The organism is Candidatus Pelagibacter sp. uisw_098 (genome assembly GCF_059512505.1).
On sequence record NZ_CM183454.1, the window covers coordinates 489,246 to 510,181 of the forward strand.

The window sequence follows — 20,936 nt, forward strand, 5'->3', positions numbered from 1 at the left end:
ATGGTTTAGGCGTTATGTATCACATTCTCTTGTTTATTGTTGAATTGATTAAGCTAAAATTCTACTAAAGTTACTATCATAAGGGGCAAAAGGAATAACCTCTGCTTTAACTAATTTTCCAAATAAATCTAAATCCATTTTTGTACCAATTTCAGCTTTATCAATATTTATAAATGCATAAGCTAAATTTTGATTAACTCTATAACCCCATTCTCCAGAACTAATGGTGCCAACAACTTTGTCTCCATCCATTAAAGAAGCACCTCCAGGTGCTGGTGCGTGTTTACAATTAATATTAAGACAGACTAATTTTTTCTTTAAACCACTATCAAATCTTTTTTGAAGTGCTGCTTTACCGATGAAATTTTCTTTTTGTAAATTTGTAAATCGGTTCAGTCCTGTTTCAAATGGATCATATTCGGTAATTAAATCATGCTTCCAAGCTAAAAATCCTTTTTCCATTCTCATACTCTCAACAGCTCTTGCACCAAAAATTTGCATACCAAATTCCGTACCAGCTTTAGTCAATGACAGGTATGCAGCATAAAGAGATTCATTTGGAATATGAATTTCATAAGCCATTTCACCTGAAAAACTAACTGCCATGACAGTAGCTGGTGAAAAACCAATAAAACACTCTCTAACACTTAACCAGGAAAAAGCTTCTTTGCTCCAGTTCTCTCTACTGCAAGCAGAAATTACTTTTCGTGAATTAGGTCCTGCAATAATTAATATTGTTTGATTATTAGTTAAACTTTTAATGTTAACTTTTTCATCTTGTTTTATGTGTTGAGTTAACCAATCCATATCATGAAGTTCTGATGCTGCAGCTGATCCGTACCAAACTCTTTTAGGACCTCGTTCAGATTCAGGAATATTAGTAATTGTTGCTTCTCCCTTAATCATTCCAAGCTCATTAAGTAAATATCCTAAGCCAACACGACCTGGTTTGTGAGTGATCTTTCCACAAAACATTCGATCAATAAAACTATCAGTATCTTCACCTGTAATTTCAAACCTATTAAAACCATTTACTTCACAAATTCCAACATTGTTTTGAACGTTAGCAATCTCTTTACCAACAACACTAAAAGCTTCATCAAAATTAAAAGAATGTGTACATTTAAAATCTTTACTGGGTTTAATAAAATCAACTCGTTCCCAGCCATTAACAACTGTAAATTCTGCATTATTTTCAGTCATAATGGGTGTTAAGGATGTTGTTTTAGCAGATCGACCTGCTGGTCTATGTTCGTGTGGAAAATGAAATCTAAATTCATTTTGGTAATCTTCAATTGCTTTTAGAGAAGTAAGCTCAACATTGGTGTGTGAAGTAAATCTCGCAGGATCCAGACACCAAGTATCATAACACGCTTCACCATGAACAATTTGTTGTGCTAGTAACCATCCGTGTCCACCACCTTCACCAATACCTGCTCTTAGACCAATAATACAAAATGCATTTTCTTTACCAGGAATTTTACCAACCAACGGTGTGCCATCAATTGTGTAAGTGATTGGACCATTTACAATATTTCGTATTCCAACTTCTTTTAGAGCTGGCATTCTTGCAAAAGCACCCTCTAATACATCGGTTACCCTATCTAAATCATCAGGGCAAAGTGCATTTACAAAGTTTGGATCAATACCATCCATACCCCATGGTTTACAATCTTGTTCATAAAAACCAATTAGCAAACCATTTTTGTCTTGACGACAATAGTAATCAGAAATTGGACATCTTAAAAGAGGCATACGGTGACCAGCTTTTTCAATTGCAGGAATGTCTTCAGTTAAAAAATATTGGTGTTCCATAGAAGCTACGGGGTGATGCACGTTCATCATTTTTGCAACTTCGTTCACTCTATAGCCACCAGCATTAACGACGATATCACAATCAATAACACCCTTATGGGTCGTTACTTTCCAAGTCCCATCTTTATATTGATCTAAAGCAGTAACAGGTGTGTCCGTATAAACTTCTGCACCTGCATTTTTTGCTCTACCTGTTAATGCGTTACATAATTGGTAAGGATCAATGTTACCATCATGTGGATCCCACCAACCACCCAACAAATTATCAGTTGAGATTAACGGATGACGACGCTTACATTCTTCTGCATCGATGACTTCAAAATCAACACCCATACCTCTACCCATTGAAGTAAAATGTCGATAAGCATCCATTTGCTCTTCTGTATTTGCTAATCGAATACCACCGTCTGCATAATTATAATTAACTGGAAAGTTAGGATCGTTTGCTAAATCTCTATACAATTTTATTGAATGCTTTTTCAAACCAACCATTGTTTGGTTCATACCAAAATTAGTAACCTGTGCAGCTGAATGCCAGGTGGTACCACTTGTTAAATTGTTTCTTTCCAATAACACAACATCAGACCAACCTTCTTTAGTAAGATGGTATAGTGTAGAACATCCTGCTATACCTCCGCCTATTACTACAACCTTAGTTCTTGTTTTCATGAATTTAAATCCTAACAAATGTCTATGGAATTTACTATTTGAATTTGGAGATACTATAGAGATAAGCTAAAGTAATATAATGGCAGATCAGATATTACCCTATGTTTATATGCTGGGGATACTCTTATTAGTACTCCCAGCTTTTCTACAATCTAATTATAAATTAAAACAATTCTTAACTAATCTTACTATTTGGATTGTCATTATCCTTATAATTTTAACAGTTGTTTATTTTTTAAAAGATAGTTGAGTAACCTCTAACCCTGTAAATAAAGGCCGGCTTCCTGTATTAAAGTCCAGAGTTTGCGCCGGTTTTCTTCATTCATACTACCTCAAATCCTGTTTTATCTCTAAATGATCTAGTCTATGATCTAGTTTCTTGCTTAAATTAATGAGTCTGTATGCGATTTATTTTTAATAAAAGTTAAATAGTCCGCATAACTAGTGTAGGATAGTGCGAGCTAGTGTGTTCCTCTAACTCCGTAAATAAAGGTCAACTACCAATTAATTTTTTAATAAAAAGTAGTGTTTGTATTGCTAGAAATAGAGACGGTACATGAAGTTAACTGAAACTACCGTTAAGATAATAACCAGTAAGTATAGGGAAATATAATCTTTTGGCGTTAACATGACTTATAAATACTCTTATTGTTAGCTACTAGCTAGCTTCTTTTTAGGATCATAGAAAGGTTTCTCAGCAACTGTTGCTTTAATGATTTTGTCATTCATTTTAACATCAAGCACTGTACCAATTTCTGAATTGTTAATTGACACCATTGCAAGTGCAATGTTTTGTTTTAGTCTTGGTGAATAAACTGCAGAAGTAATTTTACCAACTTGCTGATTATCTTTTAAGATTTCCCAAAATGTAGTGTTAGGGCTTGTTAAAGGATCACAATCTAAGATCACTCCAACTTGTTTTCTTTTAATGCCATCAGTATTTATTTTTTGTAAAGCATCTTTTCCAATAAAATTTATATTGGTATCTAAATTAACAAGTCTTCCTAGATTTAGTTCATAAGGGTTCGTATTTATATCTGCATCTGCATGGTACGATAACATTCCACCTTCAATACGTCTAATCGATGATGTGTGACCTGGTTTTAATCCATGAGGTTTACCTGCTGCCATTATCTTTTCCCAAAGTTTGTCACCCTTAGAGCCATCTCTTAAATATAATTCATAACCAAGCTCACTTGACCAACCGGTACGAGAGACTATTAAAGGAATACCGTCTAAATCTAATTCACGTAGCCAATAATATTTAAGATCATTAATACTTTCACCAAATAAAGCTTCCATAATTTTTCCAGAGTTTGGTCCTTGTAATTGAAGAGGGGAGACATCGGGTTCAATAATTTTAACATCAAGATTTGAGTTTACTGCAACCCCTTGTGCCCATAATAAAATATCACTATCTGCAAGGGATAACCAATAATGGTTTTCTTTTAGTCTTAATAAAACTGGATCATTTAAAATTCCACCTTCATTATTTACAATTAAAACATATTTACATTGACCGACTGAAAGTTTTGATAAATCCCTTGGTGTTAACAGTTGAATAAATTTTGTAGCATCGGGTCCTGTAATCTCTACTTGTCGTTCAACAGCAACATCACATAAAATCGCTTCATTAACTAAATTCCAAAAGTTTTGCTCAGGGGATCCAAAGTCACGAGGAATATACATGTGATTATAAACTGAAAAACCAGTTGCACCCCATTTAACAGTTGAGTTAAAGTAAGGAGACTTTCTAATCTGAGTTCCAAAACCGAAGTTTTTCTTATCTTCCATTCTTAAAATCTATTAATTATTTTATTATTTGAAAAGCTATTTATTATTTTCGCACTCAATTGTCGCAAATGCAGTTAGTTGCTGAATTTCATCAGGCTCTTTACTGAAGACTTCATCTATTTCTTCGTCATTGAATTTCGCACTTAATTTATCAATTGTGCACTGGCAGTATATTTTAGCGCCATCTGTACCAAGGTATTGCTTAGAGTTTGTGTAACAACCTATATACAATTCCTTCTCATATTCAGGGCTTAGAGCATGACTTTTAGAGGTAAAAAGAAGAATAAAGATTAGTAGATATTTATATTTTTTGATCATATTCGCCAACTTTGCCAGTTTTTTGTAAAAGGTCATCAATAAAATCAAAGATCTTTTTCTTTCTATCATCTGATGTTGGACTTTCAGTAACAATTACTAAAGATGGCTTATTTGATGAGGCTCTAATTAATCCCCATGATCCATCTTTAAAAGAAAACCTTATACCATTAACAGTTAATACTTCACTAATCTCCTGGTCATCAATTTTAGTTTTATTATCTTTAATAGTGTTTACTTGCTTAACTAAATCTTCAACCACTTGATATTTCTCTTCATCTTTACAAAAAGGTGCCATTGTTGGTGTTTGAAAAGTATTAGGGAGTTCTTTTATAATTTCATGCATAGTTTTATTTTGATTATCTAATAAATGACACACATGAATTGCTGAATTAATTCCATCATCATAACCAAAACCTAAAGGTTGATTAAAGAAAAAGTGTCCACTTTTCTCAAATCCAGCTAAAGCTTTTTCAGTATTAACTTTTCTTTTAATATGTGAGTGACCTGTTTTCCAATAAATAGTTTCACAGTCATTTTTCATTAAGACCTTGTCAGTTGCGTACAATCCTGTTGATTTTACATCAACAATAAATTTTGAGCCTTTATGAGTTTTAGATAAGTTTCTTGCAATTAATAATCCAATTTTATCAGAGAATATTTCTTCCCCTCTATTATCAATTACACCAACTCTATCGCCATCACCATCAAAGCCAAAACCAATATCTGCGTTATTATCTTTTACAGCTTTTGCAATTGCATGTAACATTTCTAAATCTTCTGGATTTGGATTATATTTTGGAAAAGTCCAATCAAGATCACAATCGAGTTCTATCACTTCACAACCAATACCTCTTAAAATTTCAGGTGCAAATATTCCGGCTGTACCATTACCACATGCAACAACTGCTTTAATTTTTTTTGTGATTTTATTTTTATTTATTAAATCATCTTTATAAATTTGTTGAAAACCTTCTATTTGTTTTTCACTACCTTCACCTTTTATAAAGTTTTCATTTAAAGTAATCTCTTTTAATTCTTTCATCTCTTCTGGTGCATGGGTTAATCCTTTTTTGATACCCATTTTAACTCCAGTCCAACCATTTTCATTGTGACTAGCGGTTACTATTGCAACAGCATCAGCATCCAAATTAAATTGTGCAAAATAAACAGTAGGGGATAGAGATAAACCTATGTCTTCAATATTACATCCCGTTGAAAGTAGTCCTTTTTTAAGAGCAGATTTTATTTCTTCACTGTAAGACCTATAATCATGACCCACAATTACTCTTGGATTCGTTTTTTTTGTATGTTTTATAATTTGAGTACCTAAACCTTTGCCTAGATTCTCTATTCCGAGTTGGTTTATGTCCTTCTCATACAGCCATCTTGCGTCGTACTCTCTGAAGCCATATGGATCTATTTTTAAATTTGTTGTCATTGTTAACCTTTCTTACATTCATTTTATTTTTTTATTGATATTTTTTTCCTATGTTCTATAAACGTTCTGTTGAATAATGATTTATATGGTGTATCAATGCTTTCAGCATACAACATGTAGTTGTTTTGTAAAAAAAAACTTATAAAATATTAAAATATGAACAAAATACTATCACAGGCACTTAAGAAAGCTGTCTCCGAATATAGCCCTGATAATAGCGAACTTTCAAAAAATAAAGGACCAGATTTATTTTCACTTAGTAATGACACTGAACTTTTTCAAAATGAAAAAGGCATCATTATTAAAATTGACAGAACAAGAGATTCTAAATTAACAGATTTTGGCAGAGCAACTTTAAAAGATAGATACTTAGGTCATAACGAATCTTATCAAGATTTGTTTGCTCGTGTTGCAAGTTCATACGCAGATGACAATTTACACGCACAAAGAATTTATAACTACATTAGTAATTTATGGTTCATGCCAGCAACTCCAGTTTTATCAAATGGTGGAACTAAAAGAGGTTTACCAATTTCATGTTTTTTAAATGAAGCATCAGACAGCTTAAATGGAATACTTGATCTATGGAGTGAGAACGTTTGGTTAGCTGCTAAGGGTGGTGGGATCGGAAGTTACTGGGGTAACCTTAGATCTATTGGAGAAAAAATTGGTAAAGTTGGAAAAACATCTGGAATAATTCCATTTATTAAAGTTATGGACTCGTTGACGATGGCAATTAGTCAAGGTTCATTAAGAAGAGGATCAGCTGCTTGTTACCTTCCAATTGAGCATCCTGAAATTGAAGAATTTATTGAAATGAGAAGACCCACAGGTGGAGATCCAAATAGAAAAGCCCTAAACCTTCATCACGGTGTTTTAGTGTCAGATGCATTTATGAGAGCTGTTGAAACAGATGAACAGTGGGCACTAAAAAGTCCAGCTGATGGAACTGTACAACAAACTATTTCTGCAAGAAATTTATGGATTAGATTATTAACTGCAAGAATTGAAACAGGTGAACCTTATATTATCTATATCGATACAGTTAACAGACAAATTCCACAACATCACAAACTTGCTAACTTAACTGTTAAAACTTCTAACCTTTGTAGTGAGATTACTTTACCTACTGGAATAGATAAAAATGGAAGAGATAGAACAGCTGTTTGCTGCTTATCATCTTTAAACTTAGAAAAGTATGATGAGTGGAAAGACGATAACGTTATGATTAATGATGTTATGAGATTTTTAGATAATGTATTAACTGATTTTATTGAAAGAGCTCCTGAGCAATTTGATGATGCAAAATATTCTGCTGAAAAAGAAAGAAGTGTTGGCTTAGGTGTTATGGGTTTCCATTCTTATCTACAGAAACACAGTATTCCACTTGAATCAGTTATGAGTAAAGTTTGGAATAAAAAAATATTTAAACATATTCAAGAACATGTTGATCAAGCCTCAAAAGATCTAGCAGACGAAAGAGGAGCTTGTCCAGATGCTGCTGATTATGGCTATAATGAAAGATTTTCAAACAAAACTGCGATTGCACCAACAGCTTCAATTTCTATTATCTGTGGTGGAGCGTCCCCTGGAGTAGAGCCTGTTGCAGCTAACAGCTATACTCACAAAACTCTTTCAGGTTCGTTTAATGTCAGAAATAGATATTTAGTAGAGCTATTAGAAAAACATGGGAAAAATAACGATGATGTTTGGTCTGGTATTACAACAAACCAAGGTTCTGTTTCTCATTTAGATTTTTTAACTGATTTAGAAAAAGATGTTTTTAAAACTGCTTTTGAGTTAGATCAAAAATGGATTATTGAATTAAGTGGAGATAGAACACCTTTCATATCTCAAGCTCAATCAATTAACTTATTTGTACCAGCAGATATTCACAAAAGAGAACTACATAAAATTCATTTTGATGCTTGGAAAAAAGGTTTAAAGAGCCTTTATTACTGTAGATCAAAATCAATTCAACGTGCGGAAAATGTTAACGATACTAAAGCAACAGATGTTACCGCAAATGTCTATAAGTCAAAACCACAAACAACTGAACAACCAGAATACGAGGAGTGCCTATCATGTCAGTAGAAAAAATGGATACTAAAATTATTCAACCAGAAAAAAATGAAATTGTTCAACCACAAAAGATGGGGTTACTAGTTGAAAACCCAGTTTATAAACCATTCAGATATCCATGGTGTTATGATGCATGGTTAACACAACAAAGAATTCACTGGCTACCAGAGGAAGTGCCACTTGGTGATGATGTTAAAGATTGGCAAAAAAATTTAACACAGTCTGAAAAAAACTTATTAACTCAAATTTTTAGATTTTTTACTCAAGCTGATGTTGAGGTGCAAAATTGTTATTTAAGACATTATACGACTGTATTTAAACCTACGGAAGTTTTAATGATGATGACTGCTTTTGCTTCAATGGAAACAGTTCACATAGCCGCTTACTCCCATTTACTTGATACTATCGGAATGCCTGAATCAGAATATTCTGCATTCATGAAATATAAAGAAATGAAAGATAAATATGACTACATGCAAAATTTTGACATGAGTTCAAAAAAAGATATCGCATTAACAGTAGCTGTATTTAGCGCATTCACTGAAGGCTTACAATTATTTGCAAGTTTTGCAATCTTACTTAACTTCCCAAGGCATAATAAAATGAAAGGGATGGGCCAAATTGTTACATGGTCAGTAAGAGATGAAACATTGCACTGTAATTCTATGATTAGATTGTTTAAAGAGTTCATTCATGAGAATCCAGAAATCTGGAATCCTGAATTAAAAAAAGAACTTTATAAAGCATGTAGAACAATCATTGAGCATGAAGACGCTTTTATTGATTTAGCTTTTGAAATGGGTCCTATGGAAGGTCTTACAGCAAAAGATGTAAAACTTTATATAAGATTTATTGCTAATAGAAGGTTATCTCAACTTGGATTAGAGCCAATTTATGATGTGCAAAAAAATCCACTTACTTGGTTAGATTCTATGTTGAATGCAGTTGAACACATGAACTTCTTTGAGGGACGTTCAACTGAATATTCTAAAGCATCGACACAAGGAACTTGGACAGAAGCTTTTAGTTAATTCTAAGTGCAAAAATTTGGTTTAGTTGTTATTGGTGCACATTCGGGTGTTCGGTTAACATCCTTATTTGAAGAATATCAAAATCAAAATATTCTTTTAGTTGAGCCTGTGCCTTATAATATTGCTCTATTAAAAGAAAATACGGCTAAATACAAAAATATTAGCATTGAAACTTCAGCGGTATCTGAGAAAAATGAAATAAAGAAATTTTATTATGTCAAACCAGATGCAGTTAAGAAATTGGGTAAACACTGGGCTAGTGGCATTGGATCTTTTGAAAAAGAACACATATTAAATCATAAATATAAAAGATTTATGGTAAATGATTCTCACATTGAGCAAATTGATATTCAATATTTAACTTTTTCAAGTTTGATTGAAAAATATTCTATCTTTTCAATTGATCTCCTTCAAATTGATGTTGAGGGTGCAGAATGTGGGATATTAAATTCTATAAATTTTGAAAATATTGAAATAAAAAAAATTATTTTTGAATTTAAGCATTTTGATGGAACATTTACAGAAGGGCCTAAACTTAAATCAATTAAAGAAAAGTTAATTAAATTTAACTATCAATTGAGAGAAATTGATAAAGAGAATATTTTAGCTGAAAAAAATTAGTTATCTTTAAAAAATTCCAAAAATAGAGTGAAAATAAAATTTATTGTTTATTTTTATTCATGAAAGATAAGTTAGTTAATAAAAGCAACAATTTTAACAAATAACTTAATATAGACATCTGTGTAAAACTATTGATATGCTTTAAGCATATGGAATTCTTAAACTATTTCTCAAATGTATTTACATTTGGTAATATTTTAATATTAATTTTAGGAACAGTGGGCGGCCTTCTTTTGGGTGCAGCACCTGGTTTAAGCCCAACAATGGCTGTTGCTTTATTAATCCCATTCACTTTTAAGATGAGCCCTGAACAAGGACTGATAATGCTTGGTGCTGTTTATACAGCCACGGTAGCAGGTGGTGCGATTAGTGCTATTTTGCTCAAAATACCAGGGGCACCAGCAAACATAGCAACTGTTATGGATGGTTATCCTATGGCACAAAAAGGCAAATCTAAGGAAGCTCTTCATTATTGTTTTATTAGTTCGTTTGTAGGAGGTGTTATTGGAATATTAGTTTTAATCTTTTTTACTCCATTATTAGCAAACGTTGCACTCAAGTTTGGACCATCACATATGTTTTGGATAGCAATTTTTGGTGTTACAGTTATTGCAACACTAGATTCTAACTCAATTATTAAAGGTCTTTTCTCTGGTGCATTAGGTTTGTGGTTAGCAACAATTGGATATGATTCAGTTTTAGGTGTGGAAAGATTTGTTTTTAATCCAATATTTTCTGGTGGTATTAATATAATTGCAGCTTTGGTAGGTTTATTTGCAATACCGCAAGTACTTTCAATGCTTGAAAAAAAACAAGACCTTTCAGATCAGTTCCAAATGGAAAAAAAAAGTTTATTTCAATCTATGAAATATAATCTTTCGAGATTTAAAGCTTTAACTATAGGTAGTATAACAGGTGTTATAATTGGATTAATTCCAGGTGCAGGAGGGCAGATCGCAGGTTTAGTTTCATATGATCAAATAAAAAAAGTAAGTAAAAATAAAGAAAACTTTGGGAAAGGTGAGCCAGATGGAATTATAGCAGCTGAATCTGCAAATAATGCTATGGTTGGACCATCATTAGTTCCACTGTTAACTTTAGGTGTACCCGGAAGCCCAACAGCTGCAGTTTTATTAGGTGGATTGTTAATTCATGGGATGTTTCCTGGACCAAATCTTTTTACTATTTATGCTGAAACTACGTGGACGTTTATCAACTCCTTGTTAGTAGCTCAGTTTTTGATGTTAATTTTTGGGCTTTATATAAGTGGTTTGGCTAAGTACGTAATAAAAACCCCAGTAAATTATATGGCGGCTGCAATTACAATACTTGCAATTTTTGGCACTTATAGTGTGCAGCATAATTTTGCAGACGTTATAGTTATGCTTTTTTTAGGTGTATCTATGTTTTTTTTATCTAAATTTGGTTTTACTGCAGCACCTATTGTATTGGGACTAATACTAGGACCAATTGCTGAAACAAATTTTAGTCAAGCAAAAATTATTGCTGATACTCAAAATGGAATATTTGATTACTTAACAATGGGTCCTTTAAATTTAACGATAATTTCACTTTGTATATTATCAATTATATACGGACTGATCACAGAAATTAAAAAAAAAACAAATGATAAAGATCAATAAACTTTCATCAGTAGTATTGGTATTGATTTTATCAATACTGTTAGCTTATGCTTCATTTAGCGGAGGCAAATCAGAGGCATATATTTTTCCCAAATTACTAAGCACAGTAATGATTATTTTATCATTTTTATCTTTAGTATTATATTTCTATAATAAAAATGAAAAAATTACTGAAGTTGACATTAAAAAATTGTCTATATATCTAGGCTCACTCTTACTTTTTTTGGTATTGGGAGAACTTTTAGGTTTTTATTTTTTGGCAGTACTAATATTTTTAATCATCTGTTATGTTTATTCAGAAAAAAAAAACAAAAAAAGTTTTTTTTATAATTTTTTAATAACCCTATGTTTTATGATATTTATATATTTTCTTTTTGCTATACTTCTCAAAGTTCAGGCTCCAAGATTTTTTCTTTTTTAAAAATTACCTTACACTCTGAGATTGTATTTATTTTTATAATGTCATTTTACAGAACTTTTTTCAGGTAAAATTAGTTAGTTATAAGATTAAATTTGTGATTAAATTTTGAATTAATAACTTAATAGAGGGAGATCAATAATATGAAAAAACTTTTTTTATATTTTACTTTAATCTTATCATTTCTTTCATTTGGATCAGTTGTGCAAGCAGGTGATTATCCTGACAGACCGATAAGTGTAACAGTTGCTTATAATCCGGGTGGTGCTACAGATTTTCAAGCAAGACTAGTAACTATGATGGCGTCACATCCTAAAAAAGATTATTTAGGTCAGCCTATCGTAATAGTTAACAAACCGGGAGCCGGTGGAAAGGTTGGTTGGAATTGGTTTGCTACTAAAGCAAGAAAAGATGGTTATGATTTAGCTGCATACAATATCCCACACTTTGTTTCACAGTCTATAGTTTTTGATGATACGAAATATAACATTGATAACTTAGAACCAATCGCAAACTGGGGAGCTGATCCAGCAGTTTTAATAGTTGGTAAAGATAGCCCGTTTAATTCTGTTGCTGATATGGTTAAGTTTGCAAAAGCAAACCCAGGAAAAGTTACTTTTTCAGGAGCTGGTAAGTTTGTTGGTCATCATATAGCTTTTTTACAATTTCAAAAAGCAAGTGGTGCTAAATTAACATATGTACCTCACACTGGTGGAGTACCAGCACTTACAGCGGTTAAAGGTGGACAGGTTATGGCTGGTTTTAATAATTTGTCTGATGCTTTTAGAAGTCAGAATGATATTAAAATTCTAGCTATCGCTGATCTTCAAAGAGAAAAAACATTTTTACCAAATGTACCTACATTAAAAGAAGAAGGCTTAGATGTTGATAATTCAAGTGTGAATTTCAGAGGAATAATGGCTCCCAAGGGAACACCTCCTGAAATTATTGAATTTTTAGCAGCAAAAGTTCCTCTAATGTTCAATGATAAAAAAACATTAGGACAAATGAAAAAAGGTGGTTCACCTGTTAGAATAATGAATAGAGCTGAAGTACAAGAAATGTGGAAAGCAAGAAAAGTTAGTTTAACAAAACTTCTTGCTGGACTAAAGCCCTAATACTTATTAAGAACATTTAATTAGTTTCGCCCTAAATATTAAGGGCGAAACTTTTTAATTTTATAAAAAATGAACAAAAATTCTCCTTCAGATATTGTTGAATCATTAGTTGGAAAAGCTAAAGAAGCACAAAATATTTTTGAAAAGTATAATCAAAAACAAGTAGACGAAGTTGTAACAGCTGTTGCTTGGGCGTTATGCAAACCATCTACCAATGAATTAATTTCGAATCTAGCTGTAAACTCAACTGGATTAGGAGATGTTGAAGATAAAGTTTTAAAGAATAGAAGAAAAACATTGGGGCTTCTTAGAGACTTAAAAGGAGTAAAAACTGTCGGTGTAATTAATGAATTTAAAGAAAAAGGTATAATAGAAATTGCAAAACCTATTGGTGTAGTAGGGGCAATTACTCCATCAACCAATCCTGCAGCAACACCAGTGAACAATGTTATTAATGCGTTAAAAGGAAGAAACGCAATTATAGTTTCTCCATCTCCTGCTGGTAGCAAGGTGTTTAAACAGCTTTTAGAATTTATTAATATTGAACTAGAAAAAATCAAAGCTCCTAAAAACTTAATTCAAACTTTCGAGATGCCCGTTACTAAAGATCTAACAAATGAGTTAATGTTAAAGGTTGATCTTGTAATTGTTACAGGGTCATTAAACAATGTAAAACAAGCAGCAAAAAGTGGTACGCCCGCAATTGGTGTAGGTCAAGGTAATGTTACCGTAATAGTAGATGAAACTGCAGATTTAGAAGATGCAGCAAAAAAAATTAAAATGTCAAAAATATTTGATAATGCCACAAGCTGTTCTTCAGAAAATAGCCTGATCATTATTGAAGAAATTTACAATGATTTAATTGATTGTTTAAAAAAAGAAGGTGCAACATTACTAAACAATGAAAAAAAAAGATTATTGGAAAAAACCTTATGGATTGAGGGAAAATTAAATAGAGAAATTATAGCAAAACCTGCAAAATTTATTGCTGATAAAATTAACCTTAGTGTAGATAGTGATATCAAAATATTAATGGTTGAAGAATATGGTGTGGGATCAGAGCATCTATTTTCTGGTGAAAAACTTTCTCCAGTATTGACCTTGTATAAGGCAAAAAATTTTGATCATGCAAAAGAAATTGCACATAAAATTTTAAACTATCAAGGTATTGGACATTCGATTGGCATTCATAGTAAAACACAAAAAAGAGTAATGGAGATAGGTTTAGAGCTGCCAGTTTGTAGAGTGATTGTTAACCAAGCACATACTTTTGCTACAGGGGGTAGCTTTACAAATGGTCTTCCATTTTCTTTATCAATGGGCTGTGGTACTTGGCAAAAAAATAGTATTGATAATAATCTTAATTATAAACATTTTATTAATACAACAAAAATTTCAACTACAATAAAAGGTTCTGAAGCAGAGTTAAAAGATTATTTTGAAGATTATTGTAAAAAATATAGCCCTGAAGAAGTTAAAAATCTTAAATAATGAAAGAGAATTTACTCAGTACAGTAAGAGATTATATTGAAATTAATGCTATAGAAAAAGCCAAGGCTAATTTTATAAGCTGTCCTCATACAAATCAAAATATATCAAACAATAAACTTAAGCATAATTTAGATAAAATTAATTACTATCTAGTTAATAAAAAAAAACTAAAAAAAAAATCTATTATCTGCACACTTACAGAAAATTCCTTAAGCAGTATCCAGCTCATGTTAGGAATTATGTATTCTGGTATGGTACAAGCTCCACTTAATTTGGTAGCTGGCGAAGATCAGCTTGCATATATTATAGAACATTCTGAATCAAGGATAATTTTCTCCACTAAAAATAATATTGAATTAGCTGAAAAAATTATAAAAAAAGTTTCAACTAAAATTGAATTAGTTGAAATTGATAAAAATAATTTTTTAGAAGAGATTGATAAAGATTTTCATGTTTTAGATAGTGAGATAAATAAAGAAGACAATGCATTACTTATGTATACCTCTGGTACAACGGGCAAACCAAAAGGGGTCATGTTAAGTCATGAGAATCTTTTACATGGGGGTAAAAATGTTATGATTTCTCATGAATTAACTTCTACTGATAAAGCTTTATGTGTTTTGCCACTTTACCATATCAATGGATTGATAGTAACTGTGATGGGACCACTTGTAAGTCAAAGTTCTTTAGTTTTATGTGAAAAATTTTCAGCATCTAATTTTTGGAGGTATATTAATCAATTTAGATGTACATGGTTTAGTGTTGTACCAACTATAATTTCAGCTCTTATTAATAAATACTCAAAAGAAGAATTTAACTCCTTAGACACATCTTCAATTAGATTTGGAAGAAGTGCTTCTGCAGCGCTTGCACCAGAAACACATCTAAATTTTGAAGAAAAGTTTAATATTCAAATGATAGAAACAATGGGACTAACAGAATCTTGTGCTCCAATTTTAGCAAACCCATTACCACCTAAAAAAATTAAATATGGATCTCCAGGAATTCCTTATGGTAACGATGTCACCATTCTTGATAACGATTTTAATGAAGCTAAAAGAAATAATATTGGGCAAATTTGTGTTAGGGGAAAAAATGTTATGAAAGAGTATTATAAAAATCCTATAGAGACTAAAAAAAGTTTTTATAAAGGATGGTTTTTAACTGGAGATTTAGGATTAATGGACGACGAAGATTTTGTTTTTGTACGTGGCAGAATAAAAGAACTTATAATTAAAGGTGGGGAAAATATTTCACCTCGTGAAATTGATGACGTTTTATATCAACATCCAAAAATACTAGAAGCAGCTGCATTTTCAGTTGAATGTAGTCATTATGGAGAAAAAATTGAAGCTGGCGTAGTGCTTAAAGATAAAGAAAAAGTTTCAGAAGAAGAGCTATTAGAGCACTGCATTAGTTCACTTGGTAAATATAAATCACCAGATAAAATTCATTTTTTTAAAGAATTGCCAAAAGGGTCTTCTGGAAAAATTCAAAGATTGAAAATAAAAAATACTATAAAGAATTAATTGAATTAAATTTATCTAAAATTTAACTCTAAAACTTTTCTATGTTTATTACCTTTATAACTTGCAAGAGGTCTAATTAATTTATTAGCAGCATGTTGCTCCATGATATGAGCTGACCAACCTGTAATTCTTGAAATTACAAATATTGGGGTAAAGAAATCAGTATCAAAACCCATTAAATGGTAAGTAGGACCAGTAGGGTAATCAACATTTGGATAAATATTTTTTTCTTTAATCATCACTTTTTCAACAATGTCGTATATTTTTTCAAATATTTTGTCTTTTTTAATAATTGCTACTCTTTTAAAATATTCTCTCATAGTAGGAACTCTTGAATCTCCACTTTTGTAAACACGGTGACCAAATCCCATTACTACATCTTTATTTTTCAAAGCTTTAGTAATCCATTTTAGTGCATTCTCAGGTTTTTTAATTTTTTTCATCATGTGCATAACTTCTTCATTAGCACCACCATGAAGAGGACCTTTTAGGCTTGCAATAGCACCAGTTATCGCTCCATGAATATCAGATAAGCTGCTTGTAATAGTTCGGGCTGTAAAAGTTGATACGTTAAAACTATGCTCTGCATATAAAATCAATGAGACATCAAAAGCTTTAACAATTTCTTTATTAGGAACTTTTCCAAAACACATATGGAAAAAGTTTTCAGAAAAACCAAATTTTTTCTTTGGTGCTATAATTTTTTTTCCTTTTCTTAACCTATAAAAAGCAGCTAATGCAGTTGGTGTTTTTGCAAAAATTCTAATTGCTTTTCTCAAGTTTGCTTTTGGAGAGTTATCTTTTGTTTCTTTGTCTTCAAGACCCATAACGCTAACTGCAGTTCTTGCAACATCCATAGGATGAGAATTTTTAGGTATTTTTTTTAAAATACTAATTAAATTTTTCGATAAAGTTATTTCTTTAGATAACTCTTTCTTAAATTCTTTTAGTTGTTTTTTATTAGGTAATTCTTTATTTAAAATTAAGTATGCAACCTCTTCAAAATCACATCTTGCACATAAATCTTGAGCCGCATAACCTCTATACGTTAGAGAGTTAATTTCAGGCATAACTTTTGAAATTTCAGTTTCGTCAACAATTATCCCTAGTAAGCCTTTTTTGATATCATCACTCATTAATCATGTCCTTCCGTACTAAAGTTATAAATTTTTTCATCTAACGAATTATATTTCTCATACTCAACTAACTCGTAAAGTCTTTTTCTAGTTTGCATTTTATCAATAATATTGTTCTGATGTCCATCCACAAAAATGTTTCTAAGGCCATCTTCTACATTTTTCATGGCTAATCTTTGTGTTGTTACTGGATAAATTACAATATTATATCCAAAATTTTCCAATTCTTTATAATTAAATAACTTAGATTTTCCAAACTCAGTCATATTAGCTAATAAATAACACGACAGTTCTTTTCTAACTTTTTCAAAATCTTTTTCATCATATAAGGCTTCTGGAAAAATTATTTCAGCTCCAGCATCAATATACGCCTTACATCTATCAATCATTTTATCTATTCCCTCAACACCCTTAGCATCAGATCTTGCTATAATTTTAAAATTTTCATCTTGTTTAGCTGCAACGCACTCTTTAATTTTTTTTACCATTGCTTCTGTTGAAATTAATTCTTTATTATCTAAGTGACCACATCTTTTACGCTCTACTTGATCTTCTAAGTGAACTGCTGACACTCCAAACTCTTCAAAAGTTTTAATAGTCTCTTCACAAGACTTAAAGCCAGTGTCTATATCAACTATTGTAGGTAAACTTGTAACTCTAGATATTAAATAAGATCTAGTACTTACATCTTGAAGTGTAGTTAAACCTATATCGGGGAAACCTAAATCATTAGCCATAACTCCACCTGATACGTAAACAGCGTCATAACCAATTTCTTCAATTAGTTTTGCAGTCAGTGGATTATAAGCACCAGGAACTCTTAAAATTTTATTTGATTTTAATTTACTAACAAAGTCAGCTCTTTTTTGACTGGGCTCTTTATCTACAAAATGCACTAAAAAATTCCTTGTTTTGTATTCTTCTTTATCTGACTTCTTTTAACCTGGATGTTTAATTTATTCAATTCCCCAGCTTTTAAGTTTTTAAGATTTTGTACTACTTTTAAGAAACGGGTACTTTCTTTCTTATCTAAAATACCATCCGTTAAAGTTAAGAACTTATTTATATAATTCTGTCTTTTAAAGGGACGTGCTCCATAAGGGTGTGCATCTGCTCTATCTAATTGTTCTGTAATTTTTTTACCATTATTTAAAGTAACAACAACCTTTGCACCAAAGGATTTATTTTTTGGATTTGGATCATGATATTTTTTAGTCCACTTTTTATCTTCAAAAGTGGTAATGGATTTCCAAATTTTTATAGTACTTTTTCTGTTAGCTCTTTGTTTGGCATATGACTTAACATGGTGCCAATCAGCATCCTCAAGTGCTACTGCAAAAATGTACATGATAGAGTGATCTAGCGTTTCTCTACTTGCATTAGGATCCATTTTTTGTGGATCATTTGCACCAGTACCAATTACGTAATGAGTGTGATGACTTGTGTAAATATCAATTTTTTTGATTTGATTTAAATTTGGAATTTTTTTATTAAGTTTTTTAGCAATATCTATCAGTGCTTGAGACTGGTATTCTGCTGAATATTCTTTTGTATAGGTCTCTAGTATCGCTTTCTTAGATTCTTTTTTCTTAGGTAGAGGCACATTATATAAAGCTTTCTTACCATCCAATATTCTAGCAATAACACTGTCTTCACCTTCATAAATTGGACTTGGAGCACCTTCACCACGCATTGCTCTATCAACTGCTTCGATTGCAAGTTTACCAGCATGAGCAGGGGCGTAAGCTTTCCAGCTAGAGATTTCACCTTTTCTAGATTGTCTTGTAGAAACCGTTGTATGCAATGCCTGCTGAACTGCTTGGTAAATTGTTTCAGTATTTAATTTTAACATTGTTCCTAAACCCGCAGCAACACTCGGTCCTAAGTGTGCAATATGATCAATTTTATGTTTATGCAAACATATCCCTTTAACTAAATTAACTTGAACCTCATAACCTGTGATAATTCCTCTTAATAAATCTAGCCCACTTTTTTTAGTTTGTTGAGCTACACTTAAAATAGGTGGAATATTATCCCCTGGATGACTGTAGTCTTCTGCTAAAAAAGTATCATGGAAATCAAGCTCTCTGACAGCCGTTCCATTTGACCAAGCAGCCCACTCACAATCAAATTTTAATTTTGAATCAATACCAAATAAATTTGCACCATTTTTTCTAGGATGCTTTAGAGCCATTTCTCTTGAAGAGATAACAGCTTTTCTGTTTAAAGAAGCAATAGCAACTGAAGCATTATCAATTATTCTATTAATAACCATTTCAATAGCTGCTTTATCTAATTTTGCATTATCAGAAGCTATTTCAGCAATTTTCCATGCCAATTGATTTTTTTTAGGTAGATGAATTTTTGACGGGTAAACTTTAACTTTGTGCGAAATCATTAGGTCTCCTTAATTATGCAGCCCTATTAATAGTAAGAAAAAAAATTAAATCAATCTTTTAAGTAAGTTGAAACTATCTTTTCAACACCAATAAAGTCTTTTATCAAATGATTATGGTAAATTTCATTGGAATTTTTTTCCGTATAACCATTTTCTAATAAAATAACAGGAACAGAGGCAGCCTTTGCTGCATTTGCATCTGTTTCACTATCACCAAACATTAAAGATTTCTTTATATCACCACCAATGATTTCAATTATACTTGTTATGTGTCTTGGATCAGGTTTGCAATAATCAAAAGTATCTGAACCAGCAACATATTCAAAGTAATCGTAAATTCCAATTTTCTTTAGAAGGTCAATTGCTAAGTGCTCTTGTTTGTTAGTACAAACTGCCATTGAAATTTCTTTTTCTTTACACCACTTTAAAAATTCTTTTACACCGTTGATAAGCGTGCTTTCTTTAATGATATTTTGTCCATAAAAGCTGACAAAATCCTTAACCATTTGATCTTTAATTTTTTGATCATCAATTTTACCAAATTCTTTTTTAGCTTGTCCCCATATAGATCTTCCAATCATTGCTCCAGCTCCTTGGCCTACTAGATTTCTAATATCTGCAGTAGATTTTGTTGGATAACCATATTTTTTCATTACATGATTATGAGCATTCATTAAATCAGGCGCGGTATCGACCAATGTTCCATCTAGGTCAAATAAAATTGAGTAATTTTGATTCATTAATAAAGTATTTTTAAGAAATATATTGTGAATTAAGTTATCTATACACTTAATATAATAATATTTCCAGATGAAACAAATAAATTCTAATATAGACCAAAAAACACTTCGTAAATTTTTTATTAAGTCTGGAGTAAAAATGATTGGACCAGAAACTATTTTTTTTTCAAAAGACACTAAGGTTGGAAAAAATGTTACTATTAATCCATACGTTGTCATTGGGCCAAAAGTTAAAATTGGCAATAATGTAATTATAAATTCATTTTCACATTTAGAGGATTGTAAAATAAAAAATAAAGTTGAAGTTGGACCTTATGCAAGATTAAGACCGGGTACCATTCTTGAAGTAGGATCAAGAATTGGAAACTTTGTTGAGGTTAAGAAAAGCACAATTGGAAAAAAATCAAAAGTTAATCATTTATCGTATATTGGTGATAGTGAAATAGGAAGAAACGTTAATGTTGGAGCTGGGACAATTACTTGTAATTACGACGGTGTTAATAAAAATAAAACAAAAATCAAAGATAATGTATTTATAGGTTCTAATTCATCATTAGTTGCACCTATCACTCTTGAAAAAAACAGTATTGTAGGAGCAGGCTCTGTAATTACAAAAAAAGTTAAAAAAAATTCATTAGCTTTAACTAGAAACTCTCAAGCAGAGATTAAAAACTATAAAAGAAATATAAAATAAT

Annotated in this window: 17 protein-coding genes; 9 read left to right on the top strand and 8 right to left on the bottom strand. The window is 31.4% G+C overall.

From position 1 onward, the window contains the following. Positions 1-48: 48 nt before the first annotated feature. The 4 genes from AC5YF9_RS02605 to AC5YF9_RS02620 form a co-directional block, all read right to left on the bottom strand. Entirely contained in the window at positions 49-2,484 is a 2,436-nt protein-coding gene (locus AC5YF9_RS02605; RefSeq protein ID WP_415304523.1) for a GcvT family protein, read from the bottom strand. 651 nt (positions 2,485-3,135) lie between these two features. Next, the gene (locus tag AC5YF9_RS02610) at positions 3,136-4,278 is read right to left on the bottom strand and encodes a glycine cleavage T C-terminal barrel domain-containing protein (RefSeq protein WP_496169935.1); all 1,143 of its coding nucleotides are present in this window, start codon (positions 4,276-4,278) and stop codon (positions 3,136-3,138) included. A 36-nt stretch (positions 4,279-4,314) separates the two neighbouring features. Then, a complete protein-coding gene (locus tag AC5YF9_RS02615; RefSeq protein WP_415304525.1) occupies positions 4,315-4,596 on the bottom strand; it encodes a hypothetical protein in 282 nt (93 codons plus the stop codon). Beyond that, positions 4,580-6,034: a phosphomannomutase/phosphoglucomutase gene (locus tag AC5YF9_RS02620; protein ID WP_496169936.1), complete on the bottom strand. Its 1,455-nt coding sequence runs from the start codon at positions 6,032-6,034 to the stop codon at positions 4,580-4,582. Before AC5YF9_RS02620 ends, AC5YF9_RS02615 begins: the two co-directional genes overlap by 17 nt. 156 nt (positions 6,035-6,190) lie before the next feature. Here AC5YF9_RS02620 and AC5YF9_RS02625 point away from each other — a divergent pair, with 156 nt between their 5' ends. The 8 genes from AC5YF9_RS02625 (at position 6,191) to AC5YF9_RS02660 (ending at position 15,967) form a co-directional block, all read left to right on the top strand. Further along, the gene (locus AC5YF9_RS02625) at positions 6,191-8,128 is read left to right on the top strand and encodes a ribonucleoside-diphosphate reductase subunit alpha (protein ID WP_496169937.1); all 1,938 of its coding nucleotides are present in this window, start codon (positions 6,191-6,193) and stop codon (positions 8,126-8,128) included. Next, the gene (locus AC5YF9_RS02630) at positions 8,119-9,147 is read left to right on the top strand and encodes a ribonucleotide-diphosphate reductase subunit beta (RefSeq protein ID WP_496169938.1); all 1,029 of its coding nucleotides are present in this window, start codon (positions 8,119-8,121) and stop codon (positions 9,145-9,147) included. The genes AC5YF9_RS02625 and AC5YF9_RS02630 overlap by 10 nt, the downstream gene beginning before the upstream one ends. 6 nt (positions 9,148-9,153) lie before the next feature. Further along, the gene (locus AC5YF9_RS02635; protein ID WP_415304527.1) at positions 9,154-9,768 is read left to right on the top strand and encodes an FkbM family methyltransferase; all 615 of its coding nucleotides are present in this window, start codon (positions 9,154-9,156) and stop codon (positions 9,766-9,768) included. Between the two features lie 149 nt (positions 9,769-9,917). Beyond that, positions 9,918-11,411 (top strand): tripartite tricarboxylate transporter permease, encoded by a 1,494-nt coding sequence (locus AC5YF9_RS02640; RefSeq protein WP_496169939.1) that lies wholly within the window; start codon positions 9,918-9,920, stop codon positions 11,409-11,411. Continuing rightward, positions 11,395-11,832, top strand: a complete 438-nt coding sequence (locus tag AC5YF9_RS02645; protein ID WP_415304529.1) for a tripartite tricarboxylate transporter TctB family protein — start codon at positions 11,395-11,397, stop codon at positions 11,830-11,832. The genes AC5YF9_RS02640 and AC5YF9_RS02645 overlap by 17 nt, the downstream gene beginning before the upstream one ends. A 140-nt stretch (positions 11,833-11,972) precedes the next feature. Then, on the top strand, positions 11,973-12,947 hold the full coding sequence (locus tag AC5YF9_RS02650) for a Bug family tripartite tricarboxylate transporter substrate binding protein (RefSeq protein ID WP_415304531.1): 975 nt from the start codon (positions 11,973-11,975) through the stop codon (positions 12,945-12,947). Positions 12,948-13,016: 69 nt separating this feature from the next. Beyond that, entirely contained in the window at positions 13,017-14,438 is a 1,422-nt protein-coding gene (gene sauS / locus AC5YF9_RS02655; RefSeq protein ID WP_415304533.1) for an acylating sulfoacetaldehyde dehydrogenase, read from the top strand. After that, the gene (locus tag AC5YF9_RS02660) at positions 14,438-15,967 is read left to right on the top strand and encodes an AMP-binding protein (RefSeq protein ID WP_496169940.1); all 1,530 of its coding nucleotides are present in this window, start codon (positions 14,438-14,440) and stop codon (positions 15,965-15,967) included. Before sauS ends, AC5YF9_RS02660 begins: the two co-directional genes overlap by 1 nt. 11 nt (positions 15,968-15,978) lie before the next feature. Here the strand turns inward: AC5YF9_RS02660 and AC5YF9_RS02665 are convergent, their stop codons facing one another. The 4 genes from AC5YF9_RS02665 to AC5YF9_RS02680 are packed head-to-tail and all read right to left on the bottom strand — an operon-like array spanning position 15,979 to position 20,241. After that, the gene (locus AC5YF9_RS02665; RefSeq protein ID WP_496169941.1) at positions 15,979-17,103 is read right to left on the bottom strand and encodes a bifunctional 2-methylcitrate synthase/citrate synthase; all 1,125 of its coding nucleotides are present in this window, start codon (positions 17,101-17,103) and stop codon (positions 15,979-15,981) included. Further along, positions 17,103-17,999: a methylisocitrate lyase gene (prpB, locus tag AC5YF9_RS02670; protein WP_415304538.1), complete on the bottom strand. Its 897-nt coding sequence runs from the start codon at positions 17,997-17,999 to the stop codon at positions 17,103-17,105. The genes AC5YF9_RS02665 and prpB overlap by 1 nt, the downstream gene beginning before the upstream one ends. Next, positions 17,999-19,501 (bottom strand): MmgE/PrpD family protein, encoded by a 1,503-nt coding sequence (locus tag AC5YF9_RS02675; protein WP_415304540.1) that lies wholly within the window; start codon positions 19,499-19,501, stop codon positions 17,999-18,001. The genes prpB and AC5YF9_RS02675 overlap by 1 nt, the downstream gene beginning before the upstream one ends. Before the next feature lie 50 nt (positions 19,502-19,551). Then, entirely contained in the window at positions 19,552-20,241 is a 690-nt protein-coding gene (locus tag AC5YF9_RS02680) for an HAD-IA family hydrolase (protein WP_415304541.1), read from the bottom strand. A 70-nt stretch (positions 20,242-20,311) separates the two neighbouring features. Between AC5YF9_RS02680 and AC5YF9_RS02685 the strand changes: the two genes are divergently transcribed. Further along, the gene (locus AC5YF9_RS02685; protein ID WP_415304543.1) at positions 20,312-20,935 is read left to right on the top strand and encodes a DapH/DapD/GlmU-related protein; all 624 of its coding nucleotides are present in this window, start codon (positions 20,312-20,314) and stop codon (positions 20,933-20,935) included. Position 20,936 lies beyond the last annotated feature (1 nt).

What these genes read in the sequence shown, in the direction of transcription:
- AC5YF9_RS02605 (WP_415304523.1), bottom strand. Translation starts at nt 2,484, where the DNA reads ATGAAAACAAGAACTAAGGTTGTAGTAATAGGCGGAGGTATAGCAGGA.
- AC5YF9_RS02610 (WP_496169935.1), bottom strand. Translation starts at nt 4,278, where the DNA reads ATGGAAGATAAGAAAAACTTCGGTTTTGGAACTCAGATTAGAAAGTCT.
- AC5YF9_RS02615 (WP_415304525.1), bottom strand. Translation starts at nt 4,596, where the DNA reads ATGATCAAAAAATATAAATATCTACTAATCTTTATTCTTCTTTTTACC.
- AC5YF9_RS02620 (WP_496169936.1), bottom strand. Translation starts at nt 6,034, where the DNA reads ATGACAACAAATTTAAAAATAGATCCATATGGCTTCAGAGAGTACGAC.
- AC5YF9_RS02625 (WP_496169937.1), top strand. Translation starts at nt 6,191, where the DNA reads ATGAACAAAATACTATCACAGGCACTTAAGAAAGCTGTCTCCGAATAT.
- AC5YF9_RS02630 (WP_496169938.1), top strand. Translation starts at nt 8,119, where the DNA reads ATGTCAGTAGAAAAAATGGATACTAAAATTATTCAACCAGAAAAAAAT.
- AC5YF9_RS02640 (WP_496169939.1), top strand. Translation starts at nt 9,918, where the DNA reads ATGGAATTCTTAAACTATTTCTCAAATGTATTTACATTTGGTAATATT.
- AC5YF9_RS02645 (WP_415304529.1), top strand. Translation starts at nt 11,395, where the DNA reads ATGATAAAGATCAATAAACTTTCATCAGTAGTATTGGTATTGATTTTA.
- AC5YF9_RS02650 (WP_415304531.1), top strand. Translation starts at nt 11,973, where the DNA reads ATGAAAAAACTTTTTTTATATTTTACTTTAATCTTATCATTTCTTTCA.
- sauS (WP_415304533.1), top strand. Translation starts at nt 13,017, where the DNA reads ATGAACAAAAATTCTCCTTCAGATATTGTTGAATCATTAGTTGGAAAA.
- AC5YF9_RS02660 (WP_496169940.1), top strand. Translation starts at nt 14,438, where the DNA reads ATGAAAGAGAATTTACTCAGTACAGTAAGAGATTATATTGAAATTAAT.
- AC5YF9_RS02665 (WP_496169941.1), bottom strand. Translation starts at nt 17,103, where the DNA reads ATGAGTGATGATATCAAAAAAGGCTTACTAGGGATAATTGTTGACGAA.
- AC5YF9_RS02675 (WP_415304540.1), bottom strand. Translation starts at nt 19,501, where the DNA reads ATGATTTCGCACAAAGTTAAAGTTTACCCGTCAAAAATTCATCTACCT.
- AC5YF9_RS02680 (WP_415304541.1), bottom strand. Translation starts at nt 20,241, where the DNA reads ATGAATCAAAATTACTCAATTTTATTTGACCTAGATGGAACATTGGTC.
- AC5YF9_RS02685 (WP_415304543.1), top strand. Translation starts at nt 20,312, where the DNA reads ATGAAACAAATAAATTCTAATATAGACCAAAAAACACTTCGTAAATTT.